This is a genomic window from Streptomyces sp. NPDC030995 (assembly GCF_055571215.1).
In genome coordinates, this window is record NZ_JBVIFS010000003.1 from 330,273 (window position 1) to 350,974 (window position 20,702).

The window sequence follows — 20,702 nt, forward strand, 5'->3', positions numbered from 1 at the left end:
CGAGACGGAGTGGCGCGGATGCAGCACGGAGTGGGGGGCTGGGGTCCGCCGGGACAGCACCCGGCGGCGCCCCCGCAGCCGCCGATACCCCCGGCGCAGGGCTGGCCGGGCTCGCAGCCGCCGCCCCAGCCCCAGCCGGGTCCGCCCATGCAGCCGGTGCATCCCGCGCATTCCGCGCATCCGGTGCCGCCAGTGCCGGATGCCACCGGGCACATCCCGCTGCCGCCCGCGGTGGCGGGTACCGGCGGGGCCGTCCTCGCCGTGCTGCTGATCGGCCCGGCGGGCGCGGGCAAGACCACCGTCGCCCGGCACTGGGCCAGCACCCGGCCCGTACCGACCGCCCACGTCAGCCTGGACGACGTACGGGAATGGGTCTGCTCGGGCTTCGCGGACCCGCAGGCGGGCTGGAACGAGCACTCCGAGGCCCAGTACCGCCTCGCCCGCCGCACCTGCGGGTTCGCCGCCCGCAACTACCTGGCGAACGGGATCTCCTGCATCCTCGACGACGCCGTCTTCCCCGACCGGCCCGTGGTGGGCCTCGGCGGCTGGAAACGGCACGTCGGCCCCACGCTGCTGCCGGTGGTGCTGCTGCCCGGCCTGGAGATCGTCCTGGAGCGCAACGCGGCCCGCTCCGGCAACCGCCGGCTCTCCGACGAGGAGGTCGCGCGGATCCACGGCCGGATGGCCGGCTGGTACGGCTCCGGCCTGCCGATCATCGACAACTCCCAGCTCGACGTGGAGGGCACGGCCCGCGCCCTCGACGAAGCCCTGGCGCGTGCGCTGGCCTGATCCGGGGCTCGCCGGCGTTCAAGGCGCGGGGTCTGGGGCGGAGCCCCGGCAGTGGGGCCCGGCACGCCCGACCGGACGCGCTCATCAGGCCGGATGCGCGGGGCGCTCGTAGGCTCGAAGACATGTCAGACGTGTACGCCGCCCGCCGCGGCCTGCTTCGCGACCGCTGCGCCGCCGCGGGGAACGCCGCCGCACTGATCACGCGTCCGGCCAACGTCCGCTACCTCTCCGGGGCTTCCCCGCAGGGCGCCGTCCTGCTCGTCGGGCCCACCGAGGACGTGATGTTCTGCGCGGGCCCGCCCACCGGCGAGGCCGACGAGGGGCGCCTCGACGACCGGCTCAGACTCTCCGTGCTGGCGAGCCCCGGCGGGGACCCGGCCGTCGCGGCCGCCGACATGGCCGCCGCCGTACGCGCGGACTCGCTCGCGGTGGAGGAACACCACATCACCGTCGCCCGGCACCGGGCCCTGCGCTCCGTGGCGCCCAAGCTGCGGCTCGCCGACCTGGGGACCGCCGTGGAGCAGCAGCGCCTCGTCAAGGACGAGGAGGAGATCGCCTGCCTGCGGATCGCCGCGGAGATCGCCGACCAGGCCCTCGGCGAGCTGCTGGAGTCCATCCTCGTCGGGCGCACCGAACGCCACCTCGCCTTGGAGCTGGAGCGGCGGCTCGTCGACCACGGGGCGGACGGGCCCGCCTTCCCGACCTCCGTCGGCACCGGGCCGCACTCCGGCCGCTCGCGGCACCGGCCCTCCGACCGCAGGGTGGAGGAGGGCGATTTCCTCTCCGTCTGCCTCGGTGCCAACTACCGCGGCTACCGGTGTGAGATCGGCCGGACCTTCGTGATCGGCACCACCCCCGCGGACTGGCAGATCGAGCTGTACGACCTCGTCTTCACCGCCCAGCGGGCCGGGCGCGAGGCCCTGCTGCCCGGGGCCGCGTACCGGGATGTGGACCACGCGGCACGCTCCGTACTGGACTCCGCGGGCCATGGGGAAGCCCTCGCTCCGTCGACCGGACACGGCGTCGGCCTCGAAATCGACGAGGACCCGCAGCTTGCACCTACGGCAATGGGTAAACTGGACGCTTGCGTGCCGGTCACCGTCGAACCGGGGGTTCACCTCCCGGGCCGGGGAGGTGTCCGGATCGATGACACGCTCGTCGTACGCCCCGAGGCGGACGGCGGTCCCGAGCTACTCACCATTACGACCAAGGAGCTGCTCGCGCTCTAGCCCGCTCAGCCGGGCTGTGCGCGCACCCGTGGTCTTCCAGTGCAGGAGATTCCGCAACCGTGGCTTCCACGAACGACCTCAAGAACGGCATGGTGCTCAAGCTCGACGGTGACCAGCTCTGGTCCGTCGTCGAGTTCCAGCACGTCAAGCCCGGCAAGGGCCCGGCCTTCGTGCGCACCAAGCTCAAGCACGTGCTCTCCGGCAAGGTCGTCGACAAGACGTTCAACGCCGGCACGAAGGTCGAGACGGCCACCATCGACCGCCGTGACATGCAGTTCTCTTACATGGACGGCGAGTACTTCGTCTTCATGGACATGACCACCTTCGACCAGCTGATGGTGGACAAGAAGGCTGTCGGCGACGCCGCCAACTTCCTGATCGAGGGCTTCACCGCCTCCGTCGCCCAGCACGAGGGCGAGGTGCTCTACGTCGAGCTCCCGGCCGCGGTCGAGCTCAAGATCGAGCACACCGACCCGGGCGTCCAGGGCGACCGCTCCACCGGTGGCACCAAGCCCGCCACCCTGGAGACCGGCTACGAGATCCAGGTCCCGCTCTTCGTCACCACCGGCGAGACGGTCAAGGTCGACACCCGCACCAGCGACTACCTCGGCCGGAAGAGCAACTAACCCGTGGCTGCTCGGAGCAATGCGCGCAAGCGCGCCTTCCAGATCCTCTTCGAGGCCGACCAGCGCGACGTGCCGGTCCGCGAGGTTCTCGCGGACTGGATCCGCCACGCGCGGTCGGACGACCGGCAGCCGCCGGTCAGCGCCTTCACGATGGATCTCGTCGAGGGTTACGCCGACAAGGTGAACCGCATCGACGACCTGATCGTCACCTACGCCGTGGACTGGGACCTCGACCGCATGCCGGTCGCGGACCGGAACATCCTGCGGCTCGGTGCCTACGAGCTGATCTGGGTGGACGACACCCCGGACGCCGTGGCCATCGACGAGGCCGTCCAGCTGGCCAAGGAGTTCTCGACGGACGAGTCCCCCTCGTTCGTGAACGGGCTGCTGGCCCGTTTCAAGGACCTGAAGCCGAGCCTGCGCCGCAGCGAGAGCTGACCGCACGGCACACCCCGGCACCGCCATACGGAAGGGCCCGCAGCGTACGCGTTGCGGGCCCTTCCGTATGCGCGGGGACGGTGCAGGCACGAAAAAACCGGCGGGTGCCGGACCCCGTGAGGGTCCGGCACCCGCCGGTAAACGTTTCTGCTGGGACTGGCCGGGACTAGACGTCCTCGTGAGCCACCGCACGACGGGCGTCCGCGTCCAGTACGCCCCAGCTGATCAGCTGTTCGGTCAGGACCGAGGGGGACTGGTCGTAGATGACGGCCAGGGTGCGCAGGTCGTCCTGGCGGATCGACAGCACCTTGCCGTTGTAGTCGCCTCGCTGGCTCTGGATGGTCGCCGCGTAACGCTGCAGCGGGCCCGCCTTCTCGGCGGGGACGCCCGCCAGGCGCTCCAGGTCGAGACGCAGCTTCGGCGGCGGCTCGGCCGCCCCGCCGGGAGTCGTGCCCGGCAGCAGTTCCTGCACCGGCACCCCGTAGAAGTCCGCCAGTTCGGCAAGGCGCTGGACGGTCACGGCGCGGTCCCCGCGCTCGTAGGAACCGACCACCACGGCCTTCCAACGGCCCTGGGACTTCTCCTCGACACCGTGGAGGGAGAGGCCCTGCTGGGTGCGGATGGCGCGGAGCTTGGCCCCGAGCTGTTTGGCGTATTCGCTGGACATAACGCTCCCGGACGCTGTGACGACATGACCACGTGCGGCTCTGCCGCGCGGCTGGTAACTCACTGTGAGGTTACGCAGCGTTACTTGGATGCGTCAAGCCGAATGGCCTCCCTCGCCCCCTCAGGGAGAGCCCCAGCAGCCCCGTGGGGCCTCCCGCGCACCGGTCCGGTGTCGAGTCACCGACATCCCCCTGGTACCGTGGGAGACGTACATCAGACGTCCTTTAAGGTCCGTCCCGTGAGGCGGAGAAGGAGGTCCTTTTCATGGACACTCAGCAGCACACCGATTCCATGCGCCCCGTGCTCGAAGCGCAGGACATCGCGCGGGTCCTGACCCGCATCGCCCACGAGATCGTCGAACGCGCCAAGGGCGCCGACGACGTGGTGCTCCTCGGCATTCCCACCCGCGGTGTGTACCTCGCCCGCCGGCTGGCCGCCAAGCTCGAAGAGATCACCGGTACGAAGATCCCGGTCGGTTCCCTCGACATCACCATGTACCGCGACGACCTGCGGATGAAGCCCGCCCGCGCGATCGGTCGCACCGAGATCCCCGGCGACGACCTCGACGGACGCCTCGTCGTCCTCGTCGACGACGTGCTCTTCTCCGGCCGCACCATCCGCGCCGCCCTCGACGCCCTCGGCGACCTCGGCCGCCCCCGCGCCGTGCAGCTCGCGGTCCTCGTCGACCGCGGCCACCGCGAACTGCCGATCCGCGCCGACTACGTCGGCAAGAACCTCCCCACGTCGCTGCGGGAGACCGTCAAGGTCCAGCTCCAGGAGGAGGACGGCCGTGACGCCGTGCTGCTCGGCCAGCGGACCGCCCAGGCAGCAGGGCAGTAGCCCCTCCGCGTGCGGGACCCGGACCGGGTCCGCGCCGAAGCCTGCCCTGCCCGCCCGTACGCCTGCCCGTCAGTCCGCCTGACCGCCCCTCCCGACCTACGGAGCCATCCAGATGAAGCGCCACCTCATCTCGGCCGCCGATCTCACGCGCGACGACGCCGTCCTGATCCTCGACACCGCCGAGGAGATGGCCCGCGTCGCCGACCGGCCGATCAAGAAGCTGCCCACGCTGCGCGGCCTCACCGTCGTCAACCTCTTCTTCGAGGACTCGACCCGCACCCGGATCTCCTTCGAGGCGGCCGCCAAGCGGCTCTCCGCCGACGTCATCAACTTCTCCGCCAAGGGTTCCTCGGTTTCCAAGGGCGAATCCCTGAAGGACACCGCGCTGACCCTGGAGGCCATGGGCGCCGACGCGGTCGTCATCCGCCACCACGCCTCCGGCGCCCCCTACCGGCTCGCGACCTCCGGCTGGATCGACTCCGCCGTGATCAACGCCGGCGACGGCACCCACGAGCACCCCACCCAGGCCCTGCTGGACGCCTTCACCATGCGCCGCCGCCTGGTCGGCCGTGACGCCGGCCTCGGCAAGGACCTGAACGGCCGCCGGATCACCATCGTCGGCGACGTCCTGCACAGCCGCGTGGCCCGCTCCAACGTCCACCTGCTGCACACCCTCGGCGCCGAGGTCACCCTGGTGGCCCCGCCCACGCTGGTCCCGATCGGCGTCGAGACCTGGCCGTGCGAGGTCTCGTACAGCCTGGACGACGTGCTGCCGAAGTCCGATGCGGTGATGATGCTGCGTGTGCAGCGCGAACGCATGAACGCCGCCTTCTTCCCGACCGAGCGCGAGTACTCCCGCCGGTACGGGCTCGACGGCGACCGCATGGCGAAGATGCCCGAGCACGCCATCGTGATGCACCCCGGCCCGATGAACCGCGGCATGGAGATCACCGCCGAGGTCGCCGACTCCGACCGCTGCACGGCCGTCGAGCAGGTCGCCAACGGCGTCTCCACTCGGATGGCCGTCCTGTACCTGCTGCTCGGAGGCTCCGAGCCCGCCGTCACCACCACCCCCGCCGCCGCCCGCACCGAGGAGACGAAGTAACCATGAGCAAGATCCTTATCCGTGGCGCGAAGGTACTCGGCGGCGAGGCGCAGGACGTCCTGATCGACGGCGAGACCATCGCGGAGGTCGGCACCGGCCTGTCCGCCGAGGGCGCGACCGTCATCGAGGCCGAGGGCCAGATCCTCCTGCCCGGCCTCGTCGACCTGCACACCCACCTGCGCGAGCCCGGCCGCGAGGACTCCGAGACCGTCCTCACCGGCACCCGCGCCGCCGCCTCCGGCGGCTACACCGCCGTCTTCGCCATGGCGAACACCTTCCCCGTCGCCGACACCGCCGGCGTGGTCGAGCAGGTCTGGCGCCTGGGCAAGGAGTCCGGCTACTGCGACGTGCAGCCCATCGGCGCCGTCACCGTCGGCCTGGAGGGCAAGCAGCTCGCGGAGCTGGGCGCCATGCACGACTCCGCGGCCCGCGTCACCGTCTTCTCCGACGACGGCAAGTGCGTCGACGACGCCGTGATCATGCGCCGCGCCCTGGAGTACGTGAAGGCCTTCGGCGGCGTCGTCGCCCAGCACGCCCAGGAGCCCCGCCTCACCGAGGGCGCCCAGATGAACGAGGGCATCGTCTCCGCCGAGCTGGGCCTGGGCGGCTGGCCCGCCGTCGCCGAGGAGTCGATCATCGCCCGCGACGTCCTCCTCGCCGAGCACGTCGGCTCCCGCGTCCACATCTGCCACCTCTCCACCGCCGGCTCCGTCGAGATCGTCCGCTGGGCCAAGTCCCGCGGCATCGACGTCACCGCCGAGGTCACCCCGCACCACCTCCTCCTCACCGAGGAGCTCGTGCGCTCGTACAACGCGGTCTACAAGGTCAACCCGCCGCTGCGCACCGAGCGCGACGTGCTCGCCCTGCGCGAGGCGCTCGCCGACGGCACGATCGACATCGTCGCCACCGACCACGCCCCGCACCCGCACGAGGACAAGGACTGCGAGTGGGCCGCCGCCGCCATGGGCATGGTCGGCCTGGAGACCGCGCTCTCCGTCGTCCAGCAGACGATGGTGGAGACCGGACTGCTCGACTGGGCGGGCGTCGCCGAGCGGATGTCCTTCGCCCCGGCGCGCATCGGCGGCCTGGAGAACCACGGCCGTGCCGTCTCGGCAGGTGAACCCGCGAACCTGACCCTGGTCGACACCTCGTACCGTGGTGTCGTGGACCCCGCACACTTCGCCTCCCGCAGCCGCAACACGCCTTACGAGGGCCGTGAGCTGCCGGGTCGCGTCACTCACACCTTCCTGCGGGGCCGGGCAACGGTCGTGGACGGGAAACTGGCGTGACACCTGCAGTAATCCAACTGGCCGCCTCGGCCGCCGAACGACAGTCGGCGGAGGTGACCAGCTTCGGCGCCCGCATCGCGTGGGTGATCGGCCTGGTCGTCTTCATCGCGTTCGTGTACTGGCTGATGCGGCAGGGCTGGAAGTGGCGCGGCGCTCTGCAGAACGATCTGCCGGAGCTCCCCGCCGCCCCCGACGGCCTCCCCGCGCACCGGCTGGCCTTGACCGGCCGCTACCACGGGTCCACCACCGCCGGACAGTGGCTCGACCGGATCGTCGCCCACGGTCTGGGCGTACGCAGCCGGGTCGAGCTCACGCTCACCGACACGGGCCTCGACGTGGTCCGTCCGGGGGCCACCGACTTCTTCGTACCGGCCGCGCAGCTGCGCGGCGCCCGCCTCGACAAGGGAATCGCGGGCAAGGTACTCACCGAGGGCGGTCTGCTCGTCGTCACATGGGCGCACGGCGACAAGCTGATCGACTCCGGATTCCGCTCCGACCGCGCGGCCGAACACGCCGCCTGGGTCGAAGCCATCAACCTCATGCACTCATCCATCACGACGGAAGGCGCCGAACGATGACGACCTCCACCAGGGGAGCAGCCAAAGCTCCCGCCGTACTCGTCCTGGAGGACGGTCGGATCTTCCGCGGCCGCGCCTACGGCGCTGTGGGGGAGACCTTCGGCGAGGCCGTGTTCTCCACCGGCATGACCGGATACCAGGAGACCCTCACCGACCCGTCGTACCACCGGCAGGTCGTCGTGATGACCGCCCCGCACGTGGGCAACACCGGCGTCAACGACGAGGACCCCGAGTCCTCCCGCATCTGGGTGGCCGGGTACGTCGTACGCGACCCCGCCCGCGTCCCCTCCAACTGGCGCTCCCGCCGCTCGCTGGACGAGGAGCTCGTCAAGCAGGGCGTCGTCGGGATCTCCGGCATCGACACCCGCGCCCTGACCCGCCACCTGCGCGAGCGCGGCGCCATGCGCGTCGGCATCTTCTCGGGCGCGGCGATCGCCGATGACGCGGCCCTGCTGGCGAAGGTCCAGGCGCAGCCGCAGATGAAGGGCGCGAACCTCTCCGCCGAGGTCGCCACCAAGGAGGCGTACGTCGTCCCCGCGATCGGCGAGAAGCGCTTCACCGTCGCCGCCGTCGACCTCGGCATCAAGGGCATGACCCCGCACCGGATGGCCGAGCGCGGCATCGAGGTGCACGTGCTGCCCGCCACCGCCACCGTCGAGGACGTGTACGCGGTCAACCCGGACGGCGTGTTCTTCTCCAACGGCCCGGGCGACCCGGCCACCGCCGACGGCCCCGTCGCCGTCATGCAGGGCGTGCTGGAGCGCAAGACCCCGCTCTTCGGCATCTGCTTCGGCAACCAGATCCTGGGCCGCGCGCTCGGCTTCGGCACCTACAAGCTGAAGTACGGCCACCGCGGCATCAACCAGCCGGTCCAGGACCGCACCACCGGCAAGGTCGAGATCACCGCGCACAACCACGGCTTCGCCGTCGACGCGCCCCTCGACAAGGTCTCCGAGACCGCCTACGGCCGCGCCGAGGTCTCGCACGTATGCCTGAACGACCAGGTCGTCGAAGGCCTCCAGCTGCTCGACCAGCCGGCCTTCAGCGTCCAGTACCACCCCGAGGCGGCTGCCGGCCCGCACGACGCCGCGTACCTCTTCGACCGCTTCGTATCCCTGATGGAGGCCGAGCGTGCCTAAGCGCACCGATATCCAGTCCGTCCTGGTCATCGGCTCCGGCCCGATCGTCATCGGACAGGCCGCCGAGTTCGACTACTCCGGGACCCAGGCCTGCCGCATCCTCAAGGCCGAGGGCCTGCGGGTCATCCTGGTCAACTCCAACCCCGCGACGATCATGACCGACCCGGAGATCGCCGACGCCACGTACGTCGAGCCGATCACCCCCGAGTTCGTCGAGAAGATCATCGCGAAGGAGCGCCCCGACGCGCTGCTCCCGACCCTCGGCGGCCAGACCGCGCTCAACACCGCGATCTCCATGCACGAGCAGGGTGTGCTGGAGAAGTACGGCGTCGAGCTCATCGGCGCCAACGTCGAGGCCATCAACAAGGGCGAGGACCGCGAGCTCTTCAAGGGCGTCGTCGAAGCCGTCAAGGCGAAGATCGGCTACGGCGAGTCCGCCCGCTCGGTCATCTGCCACTCGATGGACGACGTGATCGCGGGCGTCGAGACCCTCGGCGGCTACCCCGTCGTCGTCCGCCCCTCCTTCACCATGGGCGGCGCCGGCTCCGGCTTCGCCCACGACGAGGAGGAGCTGCGCCGCATCGCCGGCCAGGGCCTCACGCTCTCCCCGACCACCGAGGTGCTCCTGGAGGAGTCCATCCTCGGCTGGAAGGAGTACGAGCTGGAGCTGATGCGCGACACCAAGGACAACGTCGTCGTCGTCTGCTCCATCGAGAACTTCGACCCGATGGGCGTCCACACCGGTGACTCGATCACCGTCGCCCCGGCGATGACGCTCACCGACCGCGAGTACCAGCGGCTGCGCGACATCGGCATCGCGATCATCCGCGAGGTCGGCGTCGACACCGGCGGCTGCAACATCCAGTTCGCGATCGACCCGGTCGACGGCCGCGTCATCGTCATCGAGATGAACCCCCGCGTCTCGCGCTCCTCGGCGCTCGCGTCGAAGGCCACCGGCTTCCCGATCGCCAAGATCGCCGCCAAGCTGGCCATCGGCTACACGCTCGACGAGGTCCCCAACGACATCACCGAGAAGACCCCGGCCTCCTTCGAGCCGACCCTCGACTACGTCGTCGTCAAGGCCCCGCGCTTCGCATTCGAGAAGTTCCCGCTCGCCGACGCCACCCTCACCACCACCATGAAGTCGGTGGGCGAGGCCATGGCCATCGGCCGCAACTTCACCGAGGCGCTCCAGAAGGCCCTGCGCTCCCTGGAGAAGAAGGGCTCGCAGTTCACCTTCGTCGGCGAGCCCGGTGACAAGGACGAGCTGCTGCGCATCGCGGTGCGCCCCACCGACGGCCGCATCAACACCGTCATGCAGGCCATCCGCGCCGGCGCCACCCAGGAAGAGGTCTTCGAGTCCACGAAGATCGACCCCTGGTTCGTCGACCAGCTCTTCCTCATCAAGGAGATCGCGGACGAGCTGACCGCCGCCGAGAAGCTCCACCCCGACCTGCTCGCCGAGGCCAAGCGCCACGGCTTCTCCGACGCCCAGATCGCCGAGATCCGCGGCCTGCGCGAGGACGTCGTCCGCGAGGTCCGCCACGCCCTCGGTGTCCGCCCGGTCTACAAGACGGTCGACACCTGCGCCGCCGAGTTCGCCGCGAAGACCCCGTACTTCTACTCCTCGTACGACGAGGAGACCGAGGTCGCCCCGCGCGAGAAGCCCGCGGTCATCATCCTGGGCTCCGGCCCGAACCGCATCGGCCAGGGCATCGAGTTCGACTACTCCTGCGTCCACGCCTCCTTCGCGCTCAGCGACGCCGGCTACGAGACCGTGATGGTCAACTGCAACCCGGAGACCGTCTCCACCGACTACGACACCTCCGACCGCCTGTACTTCGAGCCGCTGACGCTCGAGGACGTGCTGGAGATCGTCCACGCCGAGTCGCTGGCCGGCCCCATCGCCGGTGTCATCGTCCAGCTCGGCGGCCAGACCCCCCTCGGTCTCGCCCAGGCGCTCAAGGACAACGGCGTGCCCGTGGTCGGCACCTCGCCCGAGGCCATCCACGCCGCCGAGGACCGCGGCGCCTTCGGCCAGGTCCTCGCCGAGGCCGGCCTGCCGGCCCCCAAGCACGGCACCGCCACCACCTTCACGGGTGCGAAGGCCATCGCCGACGAGATCGGCTACCCGGTCCTCGTCCGCCCGTCCTACGTGCTCGGCGGCCGCGGCATGGAGATCGTCTACGACGAGACCCGGCTGGAGTCCTACATCGCCGAGTCCACCGAGATCTCCCCGACCCGCCCCGTGCTGGTCGACCGCTTCCTCGACGACGCGATCGAGATCGACGTCGACGCCCTCTACGACGGCACCGAGCTCTACCTCGGCGGCGTCATGGAGCACATCGAGGAAGCCGGCATCCACTCCGGCGACTCGGCCTGCGCCCTGCCCCCGATCACCCTCGGCGGCTACGACATCAAGCGCCTGCGCGCCTCCACCGAGGCCATCGCCAAGGGCGTGGGCGTCCGCGGTCTGATCAACATCCAGTTCGCCATGGCGGGTGACATCCTCTACGTCCTGGAGGCCAACCCGCGCGCCTCCCGGACCGTCCCCTTCACCTCGAAGGCGACCGCCGTCCCGCTCGCGAAGGCCGCCGCCCGCATCTCGCTCGGCACCACCATCGCCGAGCTGCGCGCCGAGGGCCTGCTGCCGAAGACCGGCGACGGCGGCACCCTGCCGATCGACGCGCCGATCTCCGTCAAGGAGGCCGTCATGCCGTGGTCGCGCTTCCGCGACATCCACGGCCGCGGCGTCGACACCGTGCTCGGCCCGGAGATGCGCTCCACCGGCGAGGTCATGGGCATCGACTCGGTCTTCGGCACGGCCTACGCCAAGTCGCAGGCCGGGGCCTACGGCCCGCTGCCCACCAAGGGCCGCGCCTTCATCTCCGTCGCCAACCGCGACAAGCGCACGATGATCTTCCCGGCACGCGAACTCGTCGCCCACGGCTTCGAGCTCATGGCCACCTCCGGCACCGCCGAGGTGCTGCGCCGCAACGGCATCAACGCCACCGTGGTGCGCAAGCTCAGCGAGGGCGAGGGCCCGAACGGCGAGAAGACCATCGTCCAGCTGATCCACGACGGCCAGGTCGACCTGATCGTCAACACCCCGTACGGCACCGGCGGCCGCCTCGACGGCTACGAGATCCGCACGGCGGCCGTGGCGCGCGGCGTCCCGTGCCTGACCACGGTCCAGGCACTCGCCGCGGCCGTCCAGGGCATCGACGCGCTCAACCACGGCGACGTGGGCGTCCGCTCCCTCCAGGAGCACGCGGAGCACCTGACCGCGGCCCGCGACTAAGCAGCCCGTACAGCCCGGACACGGGAGGGGGGACACCGGTTTCACGACGGGTGTCCCCCTTTCCATGAGCGCAGAGGGATCCTTCTCGACGATGTACGAACTCTTCTTCAACCTGGTCTTCAAGCGGATGGACCCGGAGAAGGCCCACTACACGGCCTTCTGCTGGATCCGCCTCGCGGCCCGCACCCCCGTGCTGCGCACCTTCGTCGCGGCCTACCTCGCCCCCCGCCACAAGGAGCTGCGCACCGAGGCCCTCGGCCTGCGCATGCACGGCCCCTTCGGCCTCGCGGCGGGCTTCGACAAGAACGCCGTCGCCATCGACGGCATGTCGATGCTCGGCTTCGACCACATCGAGATCGGCACGGTCACGGCCGAGCCGCAGCCCGGCAACCCCAAGAAGCGGCTCTTCCGGCTCGTGCCGGACCGCGCGCTGATCAACCGGATGGGCTTCAACAACGAGGGCTCCGCGGCCGTCGCCGAGCGCCTGGCGCACCGTATTCCCGTCTTCAAGACCGTCGTCGGCGTCAACATCGGCAAGACGAAGGTCGTCCCCGAGGAGGAGGCGGTGGGGGACTACGTCGCCTCCACCGAGCGCCTCGCCCGACACGCCGACTACCTCGTGGTGAACGTCTCCTCCCCGAACACCCCGGGCCTGCGCAACCTCCAGGCGACCGAGTCCCTGCGCCCGCTGCTCTCGGCCGTACGGGAGGCCGCGGACCGCGTGGTCACCGACCGCCGGGTCCCGCTGCTGGTCAAGATCGCACCCGACCTGGCCGACGAGGACGTCGACGCCGTCGCGGACCTGGCCCTGGAGCTGGGCCTGGACGGCATCATCGCGACGAACACCACGATCGCCCGCGAGGGCCTGGGCCTGAAGTCCTCGCCCGAGCTGGTCAAGGAGACCGGCGGCCTGTCCGGCGCCCCGGTCAAGGAGCGCTCGCTGGAGGTCCTGCGCCGCCTGTACGCCCGCGTGGGCGACCGGCTCGTCCTGGTCGGGGTCGGCGGCATCGAGAACGCCGAGGACGCCTGGCAGCGGATCCTGGCCGGCGCCACGCTGATCCAGGGCTACAGCGCCTTCATCTACGAGGGCCCCTGCTACGCCCGCGCCATCCACAAGGGCCTGGCCGCGCGCCTGGCCGCCAGCCCGCACGCGACGCTCGCCGATGCGGTGGGCGCCGAGACCCGAAAGGCCGCACAGTGACTGTGACCCCGTTCGGCACCCGCCTCCGCGCGGCGATGGACTCCCGTGGCCCGCTGTGCGTGGGCATCGACCCGCACGCCGCCCTGCTGGCGCAGTGGGGCCTCCAGGACGACATCGCGGGCCTGGAGCGCTTCTCCCGCACGGTCGTGGAGGCGCTCGCCGAGTCGGTGGCGGTCTTCAAGCCGCAGGCGGCCTTCTTCGAGCGGTTCGGCTCGAAGGGCGTGGCCGTCCTGGAGCGGACCGTCGCGGACGCCCGGGCGGCCGGCACCCTGGTCGTCATGGACGCCAAGCGGGGCGACATCGGCTCGACGATGGCCGCGTACGCCTCGGCCTTCCTGGACCCGGCCTCGCCGCTGTTCTCGGACGCGCTGACGGTGTCCCCGTACCTGGGCTACGGCTCGCTGAAGCCGGCGGTGGACCTGGCCCGGGAGTCGGGCGCGGGCCTCTTCGTCCTCGCCCTGACCTCGAACCCGGAGGGCGCGGAGGTCCAGCGGGCGGTCCGCGAGGACGGCCGGACGATCGGGGCGACCATGCTGGCGCACCTGGCGGCCGAGAACGCGGACGCCGTCCCCATGGGGTCCTTCGGCGCGGTGGTCGGCGCCACCCTGGGCGACCTGTCCTCCTTCGACCTGGACATCAACGGGCCGCTGCTGGCTCCCGGCATCGGCGCGCAGGGCGCGACGGCGGCGGACCTGCCGGCCGTGTTCGGCAAGGCCGTGCGCAACGTCGTCCCGAACGTGTCGCGGGGCGTCCTGAAGCACGGCCCGGACGTCACGGCCCTGCGCGACTCGGCGCGGCGGTTCGCCGAGGAGATCAGCGAGGCCGTTTCCGCTTAGCCGACCGCCCGCGGGACCTCTCTCGGGCCCGCGCGGCGTGGCGTCTCGCACCTCTTGACGAAAATCGAACGTCCTTCATCGGACAAAACCGGGGTAGTTTGTCCGTGATGTACGGTTCAGTGGAGGCTGACCAGGACTTTTCGTCCGTTCTCGCTGACTGGAGCGGTGTTGGCCGCTAGTCTCCGAGCAGAGTGAACGAGCAGCGAACGAGATCCACCGCTGTTCGGGAGCTCGCCTGGTGTGGTGCCTTTGGGTTCCCCACCGGTCCGTATCCGACAGTTCGACATCCGAGGTGACGTAGGCGTGGCTCTTCCGCCCCTTACCCCTGAACAGCGCGCAGCCGCGCTCGAAAAGGCCGCCGCGGCTCGCCGGGAGCGGGCCGAGGTGAAGAATCGACTCAAGCACTCCGGCGCCTCGCTCCAAGAGGTCATCAAGACGGGCCAGGAGAACGACGTCATCGGCAAGATGAAGGTCTCCGCCCTGCTGGAGTCTCTGCCTGGCGTGGGCAAGGTGCGCGCCAAGCAGATCATGGAGCGTCTCGGCATCTCCGAGTCCCGGCGTGTCCGAGGTCTCGGTTCCAACCAGATCGCCTCTCTGGAGCGCGAGTTCGGCAGCACCGGCGCCTGAGGCGTCGACTGAAGTTCTCCCGGCGTTCTCAGGCAGTCCTGAGAACCTGGATAATCGCTCTATGGCAGCAGAGGTTCGTCCGCGGCTGACCGTGCTCTCCGGCCCTTCAGGGGTCGGCAAGAGCACGGTCGTCGCGCATATGCGCAAGGTTCACCCCGAGGTATGGCTCTCGGTGTCGGCCACCACCCGCAAGCCGCGGCCCGGTGAGCGACACGGAGTCCACTACTTCTTCGTCAATGACGACGAGTTCGACAAGCTGATCGCCAATGGCGAGCTGCTGGAGTGGGCCGAGTTCGCGGGCAACCGCTACGGCACACCGCGCGGCGCAGTGCTGGAACGCCTGGACAACGGCGAGCCGGTACTGCTGGAGATCGACCTCCAGGGAGCACGACTCGTCCGCGAGTCCATGCCCGAGGCTCAGCTGGTCTTCCTGGCCCCGCCGAGCTGGGACGAGCTGGTCCGCCGCCTGACCGGGCGCGGCACCGAATCGCCCGAGGTCATCGAGCGCCGACTGGCCACCGCCAAGATCGAACTCGCTGCCGAGTCCGAATTCGACACCACCCTGGTGAACACCTCCGTCGAGGACGTAGCGCGTGAGCTGCTAGCCTTGATGGAAGTTGGCTGATTGTTGGTCGATTTTTCATGATCGACCGATCTTGATCGTTTCGGTCTTTCCCCATTCTTCGGAAGGTAGAGCGTGTCCTCTTCCATCACCGCGCCCGAGGGCATCATCAACCCGCCGATCGACGAGCTGCTCGAGGCCACGGACTCGAAGTACAGCCTCGTGATCTACGCGGCCAAGCGCGCGCGTCAGATCAACGCGTACTACTCGCAGCTCGGTGAGGGCCTGCTGGAGTACGTCGGTCCGCTGGTGGACACCCACGTCCACGAGAAGCCGCTTTCGATCGCGCTGCGCGAGATCAACGCGGGTCTGCTGACCTCCGAGGCCATCGAGGCCCCGGCGCAGTAAGGCACGAGAATCCTTTCACCGCAGGCCCGGCAGAACATCTGCCGGGCCTGTGGTGTGTCATGGGTAGGTACGAGGTCGTCGAAGGGGAGTGCGTGGTGGATAAGCCGAAGGTCGTCCTGGGAGTCAGCGGCGGGATCGCCGCCTACAAGGCGTGCGAGCTGCTCCGCCGGCTGACCGAGTCCGGCCACGACGTACGGGTGGTGCCCACGGCGGCGTCCCTGAACTTCGTCGGAGAGGCCACCTGGGCCGCCCTCTCCGGGAATCCGGCCTCCACCGAGGTGTGGGAGACGGTCCACGAGGTGCCCCACGTGCGCATCGGGCAGGCCGCCGACCTCGTGGTCGTCGCCCCGGCCACCGCCGACATGCTGGCCAAGGCCGCCCACGGGCTCGCCGACGACCTGCTCACGAACACCCTGCTCACCGCCCGCTGTCCGGTGGTCTTCGCCCCCGCCATGCACACGGAGATGTGGGAGCACCCCGCCACCCAGGAGAACGTGGCCACGCTGCGCCGGCGCGGCGCCCTCGTCATCGAGCCCGCCGTCGGCCGGCTCACCGGCAAGGACACCGGCAAGGGGCGGCTGCCCGACCCCGACGAGATCTTCGAGGTGTGCAAGCACGTCTTGAGAAGGCACAGTCTGGGGCGCGGGGTGGCCGAGCCGGACCTAGTCGGCCGGCACGTGGTGATCAGCGCGGGCGGGACGCGGGAACCGCTGGACCCGGTGCGCTTCCTCGGCAACCGCTCCTCCGGCAAGCAGGGCTACGCACTGGCCCGCACCGCGGTCGCCCGCGGGGCCCGGGTCACCCTGGTCGCGGCCAACACGGCGCTGGCCGACCCGGCCGGGGTGGACCTCGTACGTGTGGGGACGGCCGTGCAGCTGCGGGAGGCCGTGCTCAAGGCGGCGGCGGACGCCGACGCAGTGGTGATGGCCGCGGCCGTGGCCGACTTCCGGCCCGCCGAGTACGCGGGCGGGAAGATCAAGAAGAAGGACGGGCAGGACCCCGCGCCGGTCGCGCTCGTGCGCAACCCGGACGTCCTCGCGGAGATCTCGGCCGACCGGGCCCGGGAGGGGCAGGTGGTGGTGGGATTCGCCGCCGAGACCGACGACGTCCTCGCCCACGGGCGGGCCAAGCTCCGGCGCAAGGGATGTGATCTTCTCGTCGTGAACGAGGTCGGCGAGACCAAGACCTTTGGTTCGGAGGAGAACGAGGCTGTCATCCTCTCCTCCAGCGGGTCGGACCTTCAGGTGCCCTATGGACCGAAGGAAGCGCTGGCAGAAGTGATCTGGGACCAGGTGGCAGCCCTGCTGCCGCCGCGACGCGCCTGACCCGATTCCCCTTCTCCTGGTCAGATCCGTGCGTAAGAATGTGAGTGCCGCAGGTCACACGGCTCCCATAAGGCGAGACGGTGGTCCGGCAAACGGTGGCGACCGATAAACTGCATTCGGAACGTGATCGGGCGCAGCCCCCGGTGTGGTTCCGCCAAATGATCAGCCAGCAGCCGCTGCAACCCCCAGGGAGCGTTGTGTCCCGTCGTCTGTTTACCTCGGAGTCCGTGACCGAGGGCCACCCCGACAAGATCGCTGACCAGATCAGCGACACGATCCTCGACGCCCTCCTCTCCGAGGACCCGACCTCGCGCGTGGCCGTGGAGACCCTCATCACCACGGGCCTGGTGCACATCGCGGGCGAGGTGACGACGAAGGCCTACGCGCCGATCGCGCAGCTCGTGCGCGAGAAGATCCTCGAAATCGGTTACGACTCCTCGAAGAAGGGCTTCGACGGCGCCTCCTGTGGCGTGTCGGTGTCCATCGGTGCCCAGTCCCCGGACATCGCGCAGGGTGTCGACACCGCCTACGAGAAGCGGGTCGAGGGCGACGAGGACGAGCTCGACAAGCAGGGCGCCGGCGACCAGGGCCTGATGTTCGGCTACGCCTGCGACGAGACCCCCGAGCTCATGCCGCTCCCCATCCACATCGCGCACCGGCTCTCCCGCCGGCTGTCCGAGGTCCGCAAGAACGGGACCATCCCGTACCTGCGCCCCGACGGCAAGACCCAGGTCACCATCGAGTACGACGGTGACAAGGCCGTGCGCCTGGACACCGTCGTGGTCTCCTCGCAGCACGCCTCGGACATCGACCTGGACTCGCTGCTCGCTCCCGACATCCGCGAGTTCGTCGTCGAGCACGTCCTGGCCCAGCTCGTCGAGGACGGCATCAAGCTCGACACCGAGGGCTACCGCCTCCTGGTGAACCCGACCGGCCGCTTCGAGATCGGCGGCCCGATGGGCGACGCCGGCCTGACCGGCCGCAAGATCATCATCGACACCTACGGCGGCATGGCCCGCCACGGTGGCGGCGCCTTCTCCGGCAAGGACCCGTCGAAGGTCGACCGCTCCGCCGCGTACGCGATGCGCTGGGTCGCCAAGAACGTGGTTGCCGCCGGTCTCGCCTCGCGCTGCGAGGTCCAGGTCGCCTACGCGATCGGCAAGGCCGAGCCCGTCGGTCTCTTCGTCGAGACCTTCGGCACAGCCAAGGTCGAGGTCCAGAAGATCGAGGACGCGATCGGCGAGGTCTTCGACCTGCGCCCGGCCGCGATCATCCGCGACCTGGACCTGCTGCGCCCGATCTACGCCCAGACCGCCGCCTACGGCCACTTCGGCCGTGAGCTGCCGGACTTCACCTGGGAGCGCACCGACCGCGTGGACGCGCTGCGCGCGGCCGCCGGTCTGTAAGCACCGGTAAGCACCACCGCTCGCGACGAACGGCCCCGGACCTCCTGGTCCGGGGCCGTATCCATGCCGTGGCTGTCAGTGGGGTTTGGTAAGAATGCAGGTGTGAGCAGCGCGAATGATTCCCCGCCGGAGCAGCTCGCACTGATCCGGGAGATGGTCGCCGAGGCGAAGGCCAAGGCGCCCAAGGCGAAGCCGCGTACCTGGCGGGGGGCCGCCCTGGCCGCGGAGCTGCCGGTCGCCCGGATCCTCGTCAACAAGGGCGTGCTCCACCTCGACCAGCTCTGGGACTACGCCGTCCCCGAGGAGCTCTCCGAGGCCGCGCAGCCGGGCGTCCGCGTCCGGGTCCGCTTCGGGGCCGGCTCCCACCAGGTGCACGGCGGCCGCCGCGAGGGCGGCGGCCTCATCGACGGCTTCATCGTGGAGCGCCGCGCCGAGTCCGACTACAACGGAGCCCTCGCCGCGCTCGCCCACGTGGTCTCGCCCGAGGTGGTGCTCGGCCCCGGCATGCTGGCCCTCGCCCGGGCCGTCGCCGACCGGTACGCCGGCAGCCTCGCCGACGTGCTCCAGCTCGCCCTGCCCGCGCGCAGCGCCCGCGCCGAGGCCAAGCCCTCGCCGCAGCCGCTGCCGCCGCCCGCCGTCCCCGAGCCCGGCGGCTGGGAGCGGTACGGCGCGGGGCCCGGCTTCCTGCGGGCGCTAGCCACCGGCGGGACCCCGCGCGCCGTGTGGACCGCCCTGCCGGGCCCCGGCTGGGCCGACGAACTCGCCCGGGCCATGGCCGCCACCCTGGCCTCCGGTCGCGGGGCCCTCGCCGTGGTCCCCGACGGGCGGACCGCCGCCCGGGTGGACACGGCCCTGACCGCCCTGCTCGGCGAGGGGCGGCACGCGCTGCTGACCGCCGAGTCCGGCCCGGAGAAGCGCTACCGCCAGTGGCTCGCCGTCAGCCGGGGCTCGGTCCGGGCCGTCGTCGGCACCCGCGCCGCGATGTTCGCCCCCGTGCGGGACCTCGGGCTCGTCGCCATCTGGGACGACGGCGACTCCAGCCACAGCGACGACCACGCGCCCTTCCCGCACGTCCGGGAGGTACTGGAGCTGCGCGCGGTCAGCGAGGGCTGCGGCTTCCTCGCCGGGAGCACCAGCTGCACCGTCGAGGCCGCCCAGCTCGTCGAGTCGGGCTGGGCCCGGCCCCTGGTCGCGAGCCGCGAGACCGTACGGGAGTGCGCCCCCCGGATCCGGACCGTGGGCGACGAACTGCTGGCCCGCGACGAGGCGGCCCGGGCCGCGCGACTGCCGAGCCTGGCGTGGGAGACCGTACGGGAAGGACTGAAGACCGGGCCCGTACTGGTGCAGGTGCCGCGGCGGGGCTACGTGCCCCGGCTGGCGTGCGAGCGGTGCCGGACGCCCGCCCGCTGCACGGTCTGCGCCGGGCCGCTGGAGGCACCCGACGAGCGGGATCTGCACTGCGGCTGGTGCGGGCGGGGCGAGCCGTCCTGGCACTGCGAGGAGTGCGGGTCGTTCCGGCTGCGGGCCCAGGTGGTGGGCGCCCGGCGCACGGCCGAGGAGCTGGGGCGGGCCTTCCCCGCCGTGCCCGTCCGGACCTCGGGGCGCGACCACATCCTGGACGAGGTGCCGGACCGGCCGGCGCTGGTGGTGTGCACCCCGGGGGCCGAGCCGGTGGCGGCGGGCGACGGGTACGCGGCCGCGCTGCTGCTCGACGGCTGGGCGATGCTGACCCGGCCCGACCTGCGGGCGGGGGAGGACGCGCTGCGGCGGTGGATGGCCGCGGCCTCGCTGGTACGGGGCACCGGGCAGGTCGTGGTCGTCGCCGAGCCGACGCTGCGCCCGGTCCAGGCGCTCGTGCGCTGGGACCCGGTGGGCCATGCCGTACGGGAACTCGCGGAGCGGGCCCAGCTCGGCTTCCCGCCGGTGTCCCGGATGGCGGCCGTCGCCGGGCGGGGGGAGGCCGTGGAGGCCTTCCTGGCCGGGGCCGGGCTCCCGCCGGATGCGGAGATCCTGGGGCCGGTGCCGTTGCCGGGGCGGCGCGGGGAACCGTCGCCGGGGGAGCGGGCGTTGGTCCGGGTTCCGCCGGGGAGCGGTGCGGCGCTGGCGGCTGCCCTGAAGTCGGCGCAGGCGGCCCGCATGGCGCGGGGTGTTCCGGCGGCGGAGGCGGTGCGGGTGCGGATCGATCCGCCGGACATCGGCTGACGGGACGGGTGCCGCTGGGGGCTCCGCCCCCGGACCCCCGCGCCTCGAACGCCGGCGGGGGGGGGGGGGGGGGGGGGGGGGGCTGCACCACCGCAGGTTTGGCCCATGGTTTCTCCTGGGGGTGGGGTTGCTGTG

At 71.1% G+C, this 20,702-nt stretch carries 19 protein-coding genes; 18 read left to right on the forward strand and 1 reads right to left on the reverse strand.

The features are described from left to right. Nucleotides 1-18 precede the first annotated feature (18 nt). From ACZ45T_RS07790 to nusB, 4 genes are all read left to right on the forward strand, one after another. The gene (locus ACZ45T_RS07790; RefSeq protein ID WP_468438512.1) at nucleotides 19-789 is read left to right on the forward strand and encodes an AAA family ATPase; all 771 of its coding nucleotides are present in this window, start codon (nucleotides 19-21) and stop codon (nucleotides 787-789) included. Between the two features lie 122 nt (nucleotides 790-911). Further along, nucleotides 912-2,018 (forward strand): aminopeptidase P family protein, encoded by a 1,107-nt coding sequence (locus ACZ45T_RS07795; protein ID WP_468438514.1) that lies wholly within the window; start codon nucleotides 912-914, stop codon nucleotides 2,016-2,018. 59 nt (nucleotides 2,019-2,077) lie between these two features. After that, on the forward strand, nucleotides 2,078-2,644 hold the full coding sequence (gene efp, locus ACZ45T_RS07800; RefSeq protein WP_030008757.1) for an elongation factor P: 567 nt from the start codon (nucleotides 2,078-2,080) through the stop codon (nucleotides 2,642-2,644). Nucleotides 2,645-2,647: 3 nt separating this feature from the next. Then, nucleotides 2,648-3,082 carry a transcription antitermination factor NusB gene (gene nusB, locus ACZ45T_RS07805; protein ID WP_468438516.1) on the forward strand — a complete coding sequence of 145 codons (435 nt, stop codon included), beginning with the start codon at nucleotides 2,648-2,650 and terminating at the stop codon, nucleotides 3,080-3,082. A gap of 166 nt (nucleotides 3,083-3,248) precedes the next feature. Here the strand turns inward: nusB and bldD are convergent, their stop codons facing one another. Beyond that, on the reverse strand, nucleotides 3,249-3,749 hold the full coding sequence (bldD, locus tag ACZ45T_RS07810; protein ID WP_030026184.1) for a transcriptional regulator BldD: 501 nt from the start codon (nucleotides 3,747-3,749) through the stop codon (nucleotides 3,249-3,251). 263 nt (nucleotides 3,750-4,012) lie between these two features. Between bldD and pyrR the strand changes: the two genes are divergently transcribed. The 14 genes from pyrR to ACZ45T_RS07880 all read left to right on the forward strand — a co-directional run bounded on the left by pyrR (nucleotide 4,013) and on the right by ACZ45T_RS07880 (nucleotide 20,567). Continuing rightward, nucleotides 4,013-4,588: a bifunctional pyr operon transcriptional regulator/uracil phosphoribosyltransferase PyrR gene (gene pyrR / locus ACZ45T_RS07815; protein ID WP_468438519.1), complete on the forward strand. Its 576-nt coding sequence runs from the start codon at nucleotides 4,013-4,015 to the stop codon at nucleotides 4,586-4,588. A gap of 112 nt (nucleotides 4,589-4,700) precedes the next feature. Further along, entirely contained in the window at nucleotides 4,701-5,693 is a 993-nt protein-coding gene (locus ACZ45T_RS07820; protein WP_468438521.1) for an aspartate carbamoyltransferase catalytic subunit, read from the forward strand. Nucleotides 5,694-5,695: 2 nt separating this feature from the next. Then, complete coding sequence (locus tag ACZ45T_RS07825; protein ID WP_468438523.1) at nucleotides 5,696-6,982, forward strand: dihydroorotase; 1,287 nt, start codon at nucleotides 5,696-5,698, stop codon at nucleotides 6,980-6,982. Beyond that, a complete protein-coding gene (locus ACZ45T_RS07830) occupies nucleotides 6,979-7,560 on the forward strand; it encodes a PH-like domain-containing protein (protein WP_468438525.1) in 582 nt (193 codons plus the stop codon). The genes ACZ45T_RS07825 and ACZ45T_RS07830 overlap by 4 nt, the downstream gene beginning before the upstream one ends. After that, nucleotides 7,557-8,699: a glutamine-hydrolyzing carbamoyl-phosphate synthase small subunit gene (gene carA / locus ACZ45T_RS07835; protein ID WP_468438527.1), complete on the forward strand. Its 1,143-nt coding sequence runs from the start codon at nucleotides 7,557-7,559 to the stop codon at nucleotides 8,697-8,699. The genes ACZ45T_RS07830 and carA overlap by 4 nt, the downstream gene beginning before the upstream one ends. Continuing rightward, a complete protein-coding gene (gene carB, locus ACZ45T_RS07840; RefSeq protein ID WP_468438529.1) occupies nucleotides 8,692-12,000 on the forward strand; it encodes a carbamoyl-phosphate synthase large subunit in 3,309 nt (1,102 codons plus the stop codon). Before carA ends, carB begins: the two co-directional genes overlap by 8 nt. Before the next feature lie 91 nt (nucleotides 12,001-12,091). Further along, nucleotides 12,092-13,201: a quinone-dependent dihydroorotate dehydrogenase gene (locus tag ACZ45T_RS07845; protein ID WP_468438738.1), complete on the forward strand. Its 1,110-nt coding sequence runs from the start codon at nucleotides 12,092-12,094 to the stop codon at nucleotides 13,199-13,201. 2 nt (nucleotides 13,202-13,203) lie between these two features. Further along, nucleotides 13,204-14,037 carry an orotidine-5'-phosphate decarboxylase gene (gene pyrF / locus ACZ45T_RS07850; protein ID WP_468438740.1) on the forward strand — a complete coding sequence of 278 codons (834 nt, stop codon included), beginning with the start codon at nucleotides 13,204-13,206 and terminating at the stop codon, nucleotides 14,035-14,037. Between the two features lie 303 nt (nucleotides 14,038-14,340). Then, complete coding sequence (locus ACZ45T_RS07855) at nucleotides 14,341-14,664, forward strand: integration host factor (protein WP_030008746.1); 324 nt, start codon at nucleotides 14,341-14,343, stop codon at nucleotides 14,662-14,664. Nucleotides 14,665-14,725: 61 nt separating this feature from the next. After that, nucleotides 14,726-15,289, forward strand: coding sequence for a guanylate kinase (gmk, locus tag ACZ45T_RS07860; RefSeq protein ID WP_468438531.1), 564 nt, complete (start codon nucleotides 14,726-14,728; stop codon nucleotides 15,287-15,289). 72 nt (nucleotides 15,290-15,361) lie between these two features. Continuing rightward, on the forward strand, nucleotides 15,362-15,634 hold the full coding sequence (gene rpoZ / locus ACZ45T_RS07865; RefSeq protein ID WP_004948662.1) for a DNA-directed RNA polymerase subunit omega: 273 nt from the start codon (nucleotides 15,362-15,364) through the stop codon (nucleotides 15,632-15,634). Nucleotides 15,635-15,729: 95 nt separating this feature from the next. Beyond that, on the forward strand, nucleotides 15,730-16,959 hold the full coding sequence (coaBC, locus tag ACZ45T_RS07870) for a bifunctional phosphopantothenoylcysteine decarboxylase/phosphopantothenate--cysteine ligase CoaBC (RefSeq protein ID WP_468438742.1): 1,230 nt from the start codon (nucleotides 15,730-15,732) through the stop codon (nucleotides 16,957-16,959). Between the two features lie 197 nt (nucleotides 16,960-17,156). Next, nucleotides 17,157-18,365 carry a methionine adenosyltransferase gene (gene metK, locus ACZ45T_RS07875; protein ID WP_079404387.1) on the forward strand — a complete coding sequence of 403 codons (1,209 nt, stop codon included), beginning with the start codon at nucleotides 17,157-17,159 and terminating at the stop codon, nucleotides 18,363-18,365. Nucleotides 18,366-18,428: 63 nt separating this feature from the next. Then, the gene (locus ACZ45T_RS07880; protein WP_468438532.1) at nucleotides 18,429-20,567 is read left to right on the forward strand and encodes a primosomal protein N'; all 2,139 of its coding nucleotides are present in this window, start codon (nucleotides 18,429-18,431) and stop codon (nucleotides 20,565-20,567) included. Nucleotides 20,568-20,702 lie beyond the last annotated feature (135 nt).

Bases quoted from the DNA above. Each gene is read 5' to 3' on its own strand.
- ACZ45T_RS07790 (WP_468438512.1), top strand. From the start codon at position 19: ATGCAGCACGGAGTGGGGGGCTGGGGTCCGCCGGGACAGCACCCGGCG.
- ACZ45T_RS07795 (WP_468438514.1), top strand. From the start codon at position 912: ATGTCAGACGTGTACGCCGCCCGCCGCGGCCTGCTTCGCGACCGCTGC.
- bldD (WP_030026184.1), bottom strand. From the start codon at position 3,749: ATGTCCAGCGAATACGCCAAACAGCTCGGGGCCAAGCTCCGCGCCATC.
- pyrR (WP_468438519.1), top strand. From the start codon at position 4,013: ATGGACACTCAGCAGCACACCGATTCCATGCGCCCCGTGCTCGAAGCG.
- ACZ45T_RS07820 (WP_468438521.1), top strand. From the start codon at position 4,701: ATGAAGCGCCACCTCATCTCGGCCGCCGATCTCACGCGCGACGACGCC.
- ACZ45T_RS07825 (WP_468438523.1), top strand. From the start codon at position 5,696: ATGAGCAAGATCCTTATCCGTGGCGCGAAGGTACTCGGCGGCGAGGCG.
- carA (WP_468438527.1), top strand. From the start codon at position 7,557: ATGACGACCTCCACCAGGGGAGCAGCCAAAGCTCCCGCCGTACTCGTC.
- ACZ45T_RS07845 (WP_468438738.1), top strand. From the start codon at position 12,092: ATGTACGAACTCTTCTTCAACCTGGTCTTCAAGCGGATGGACCCGGAG.
- gmk (WP_468438531.1), top strand. From the start codon at position 14,726: ATGGCAGCAGAGGTTCGTCCGCGGCTGACCGTGCTCTCCGGCCCTTCA.
- ACZ45T_RS07880 (WP_468438532.1), top strand. From the start codon at position 18,429: ATGCCGTGGCTGTCAGTGGGGTTTGGTAAGAATGCAGGTGTGAGCAGC.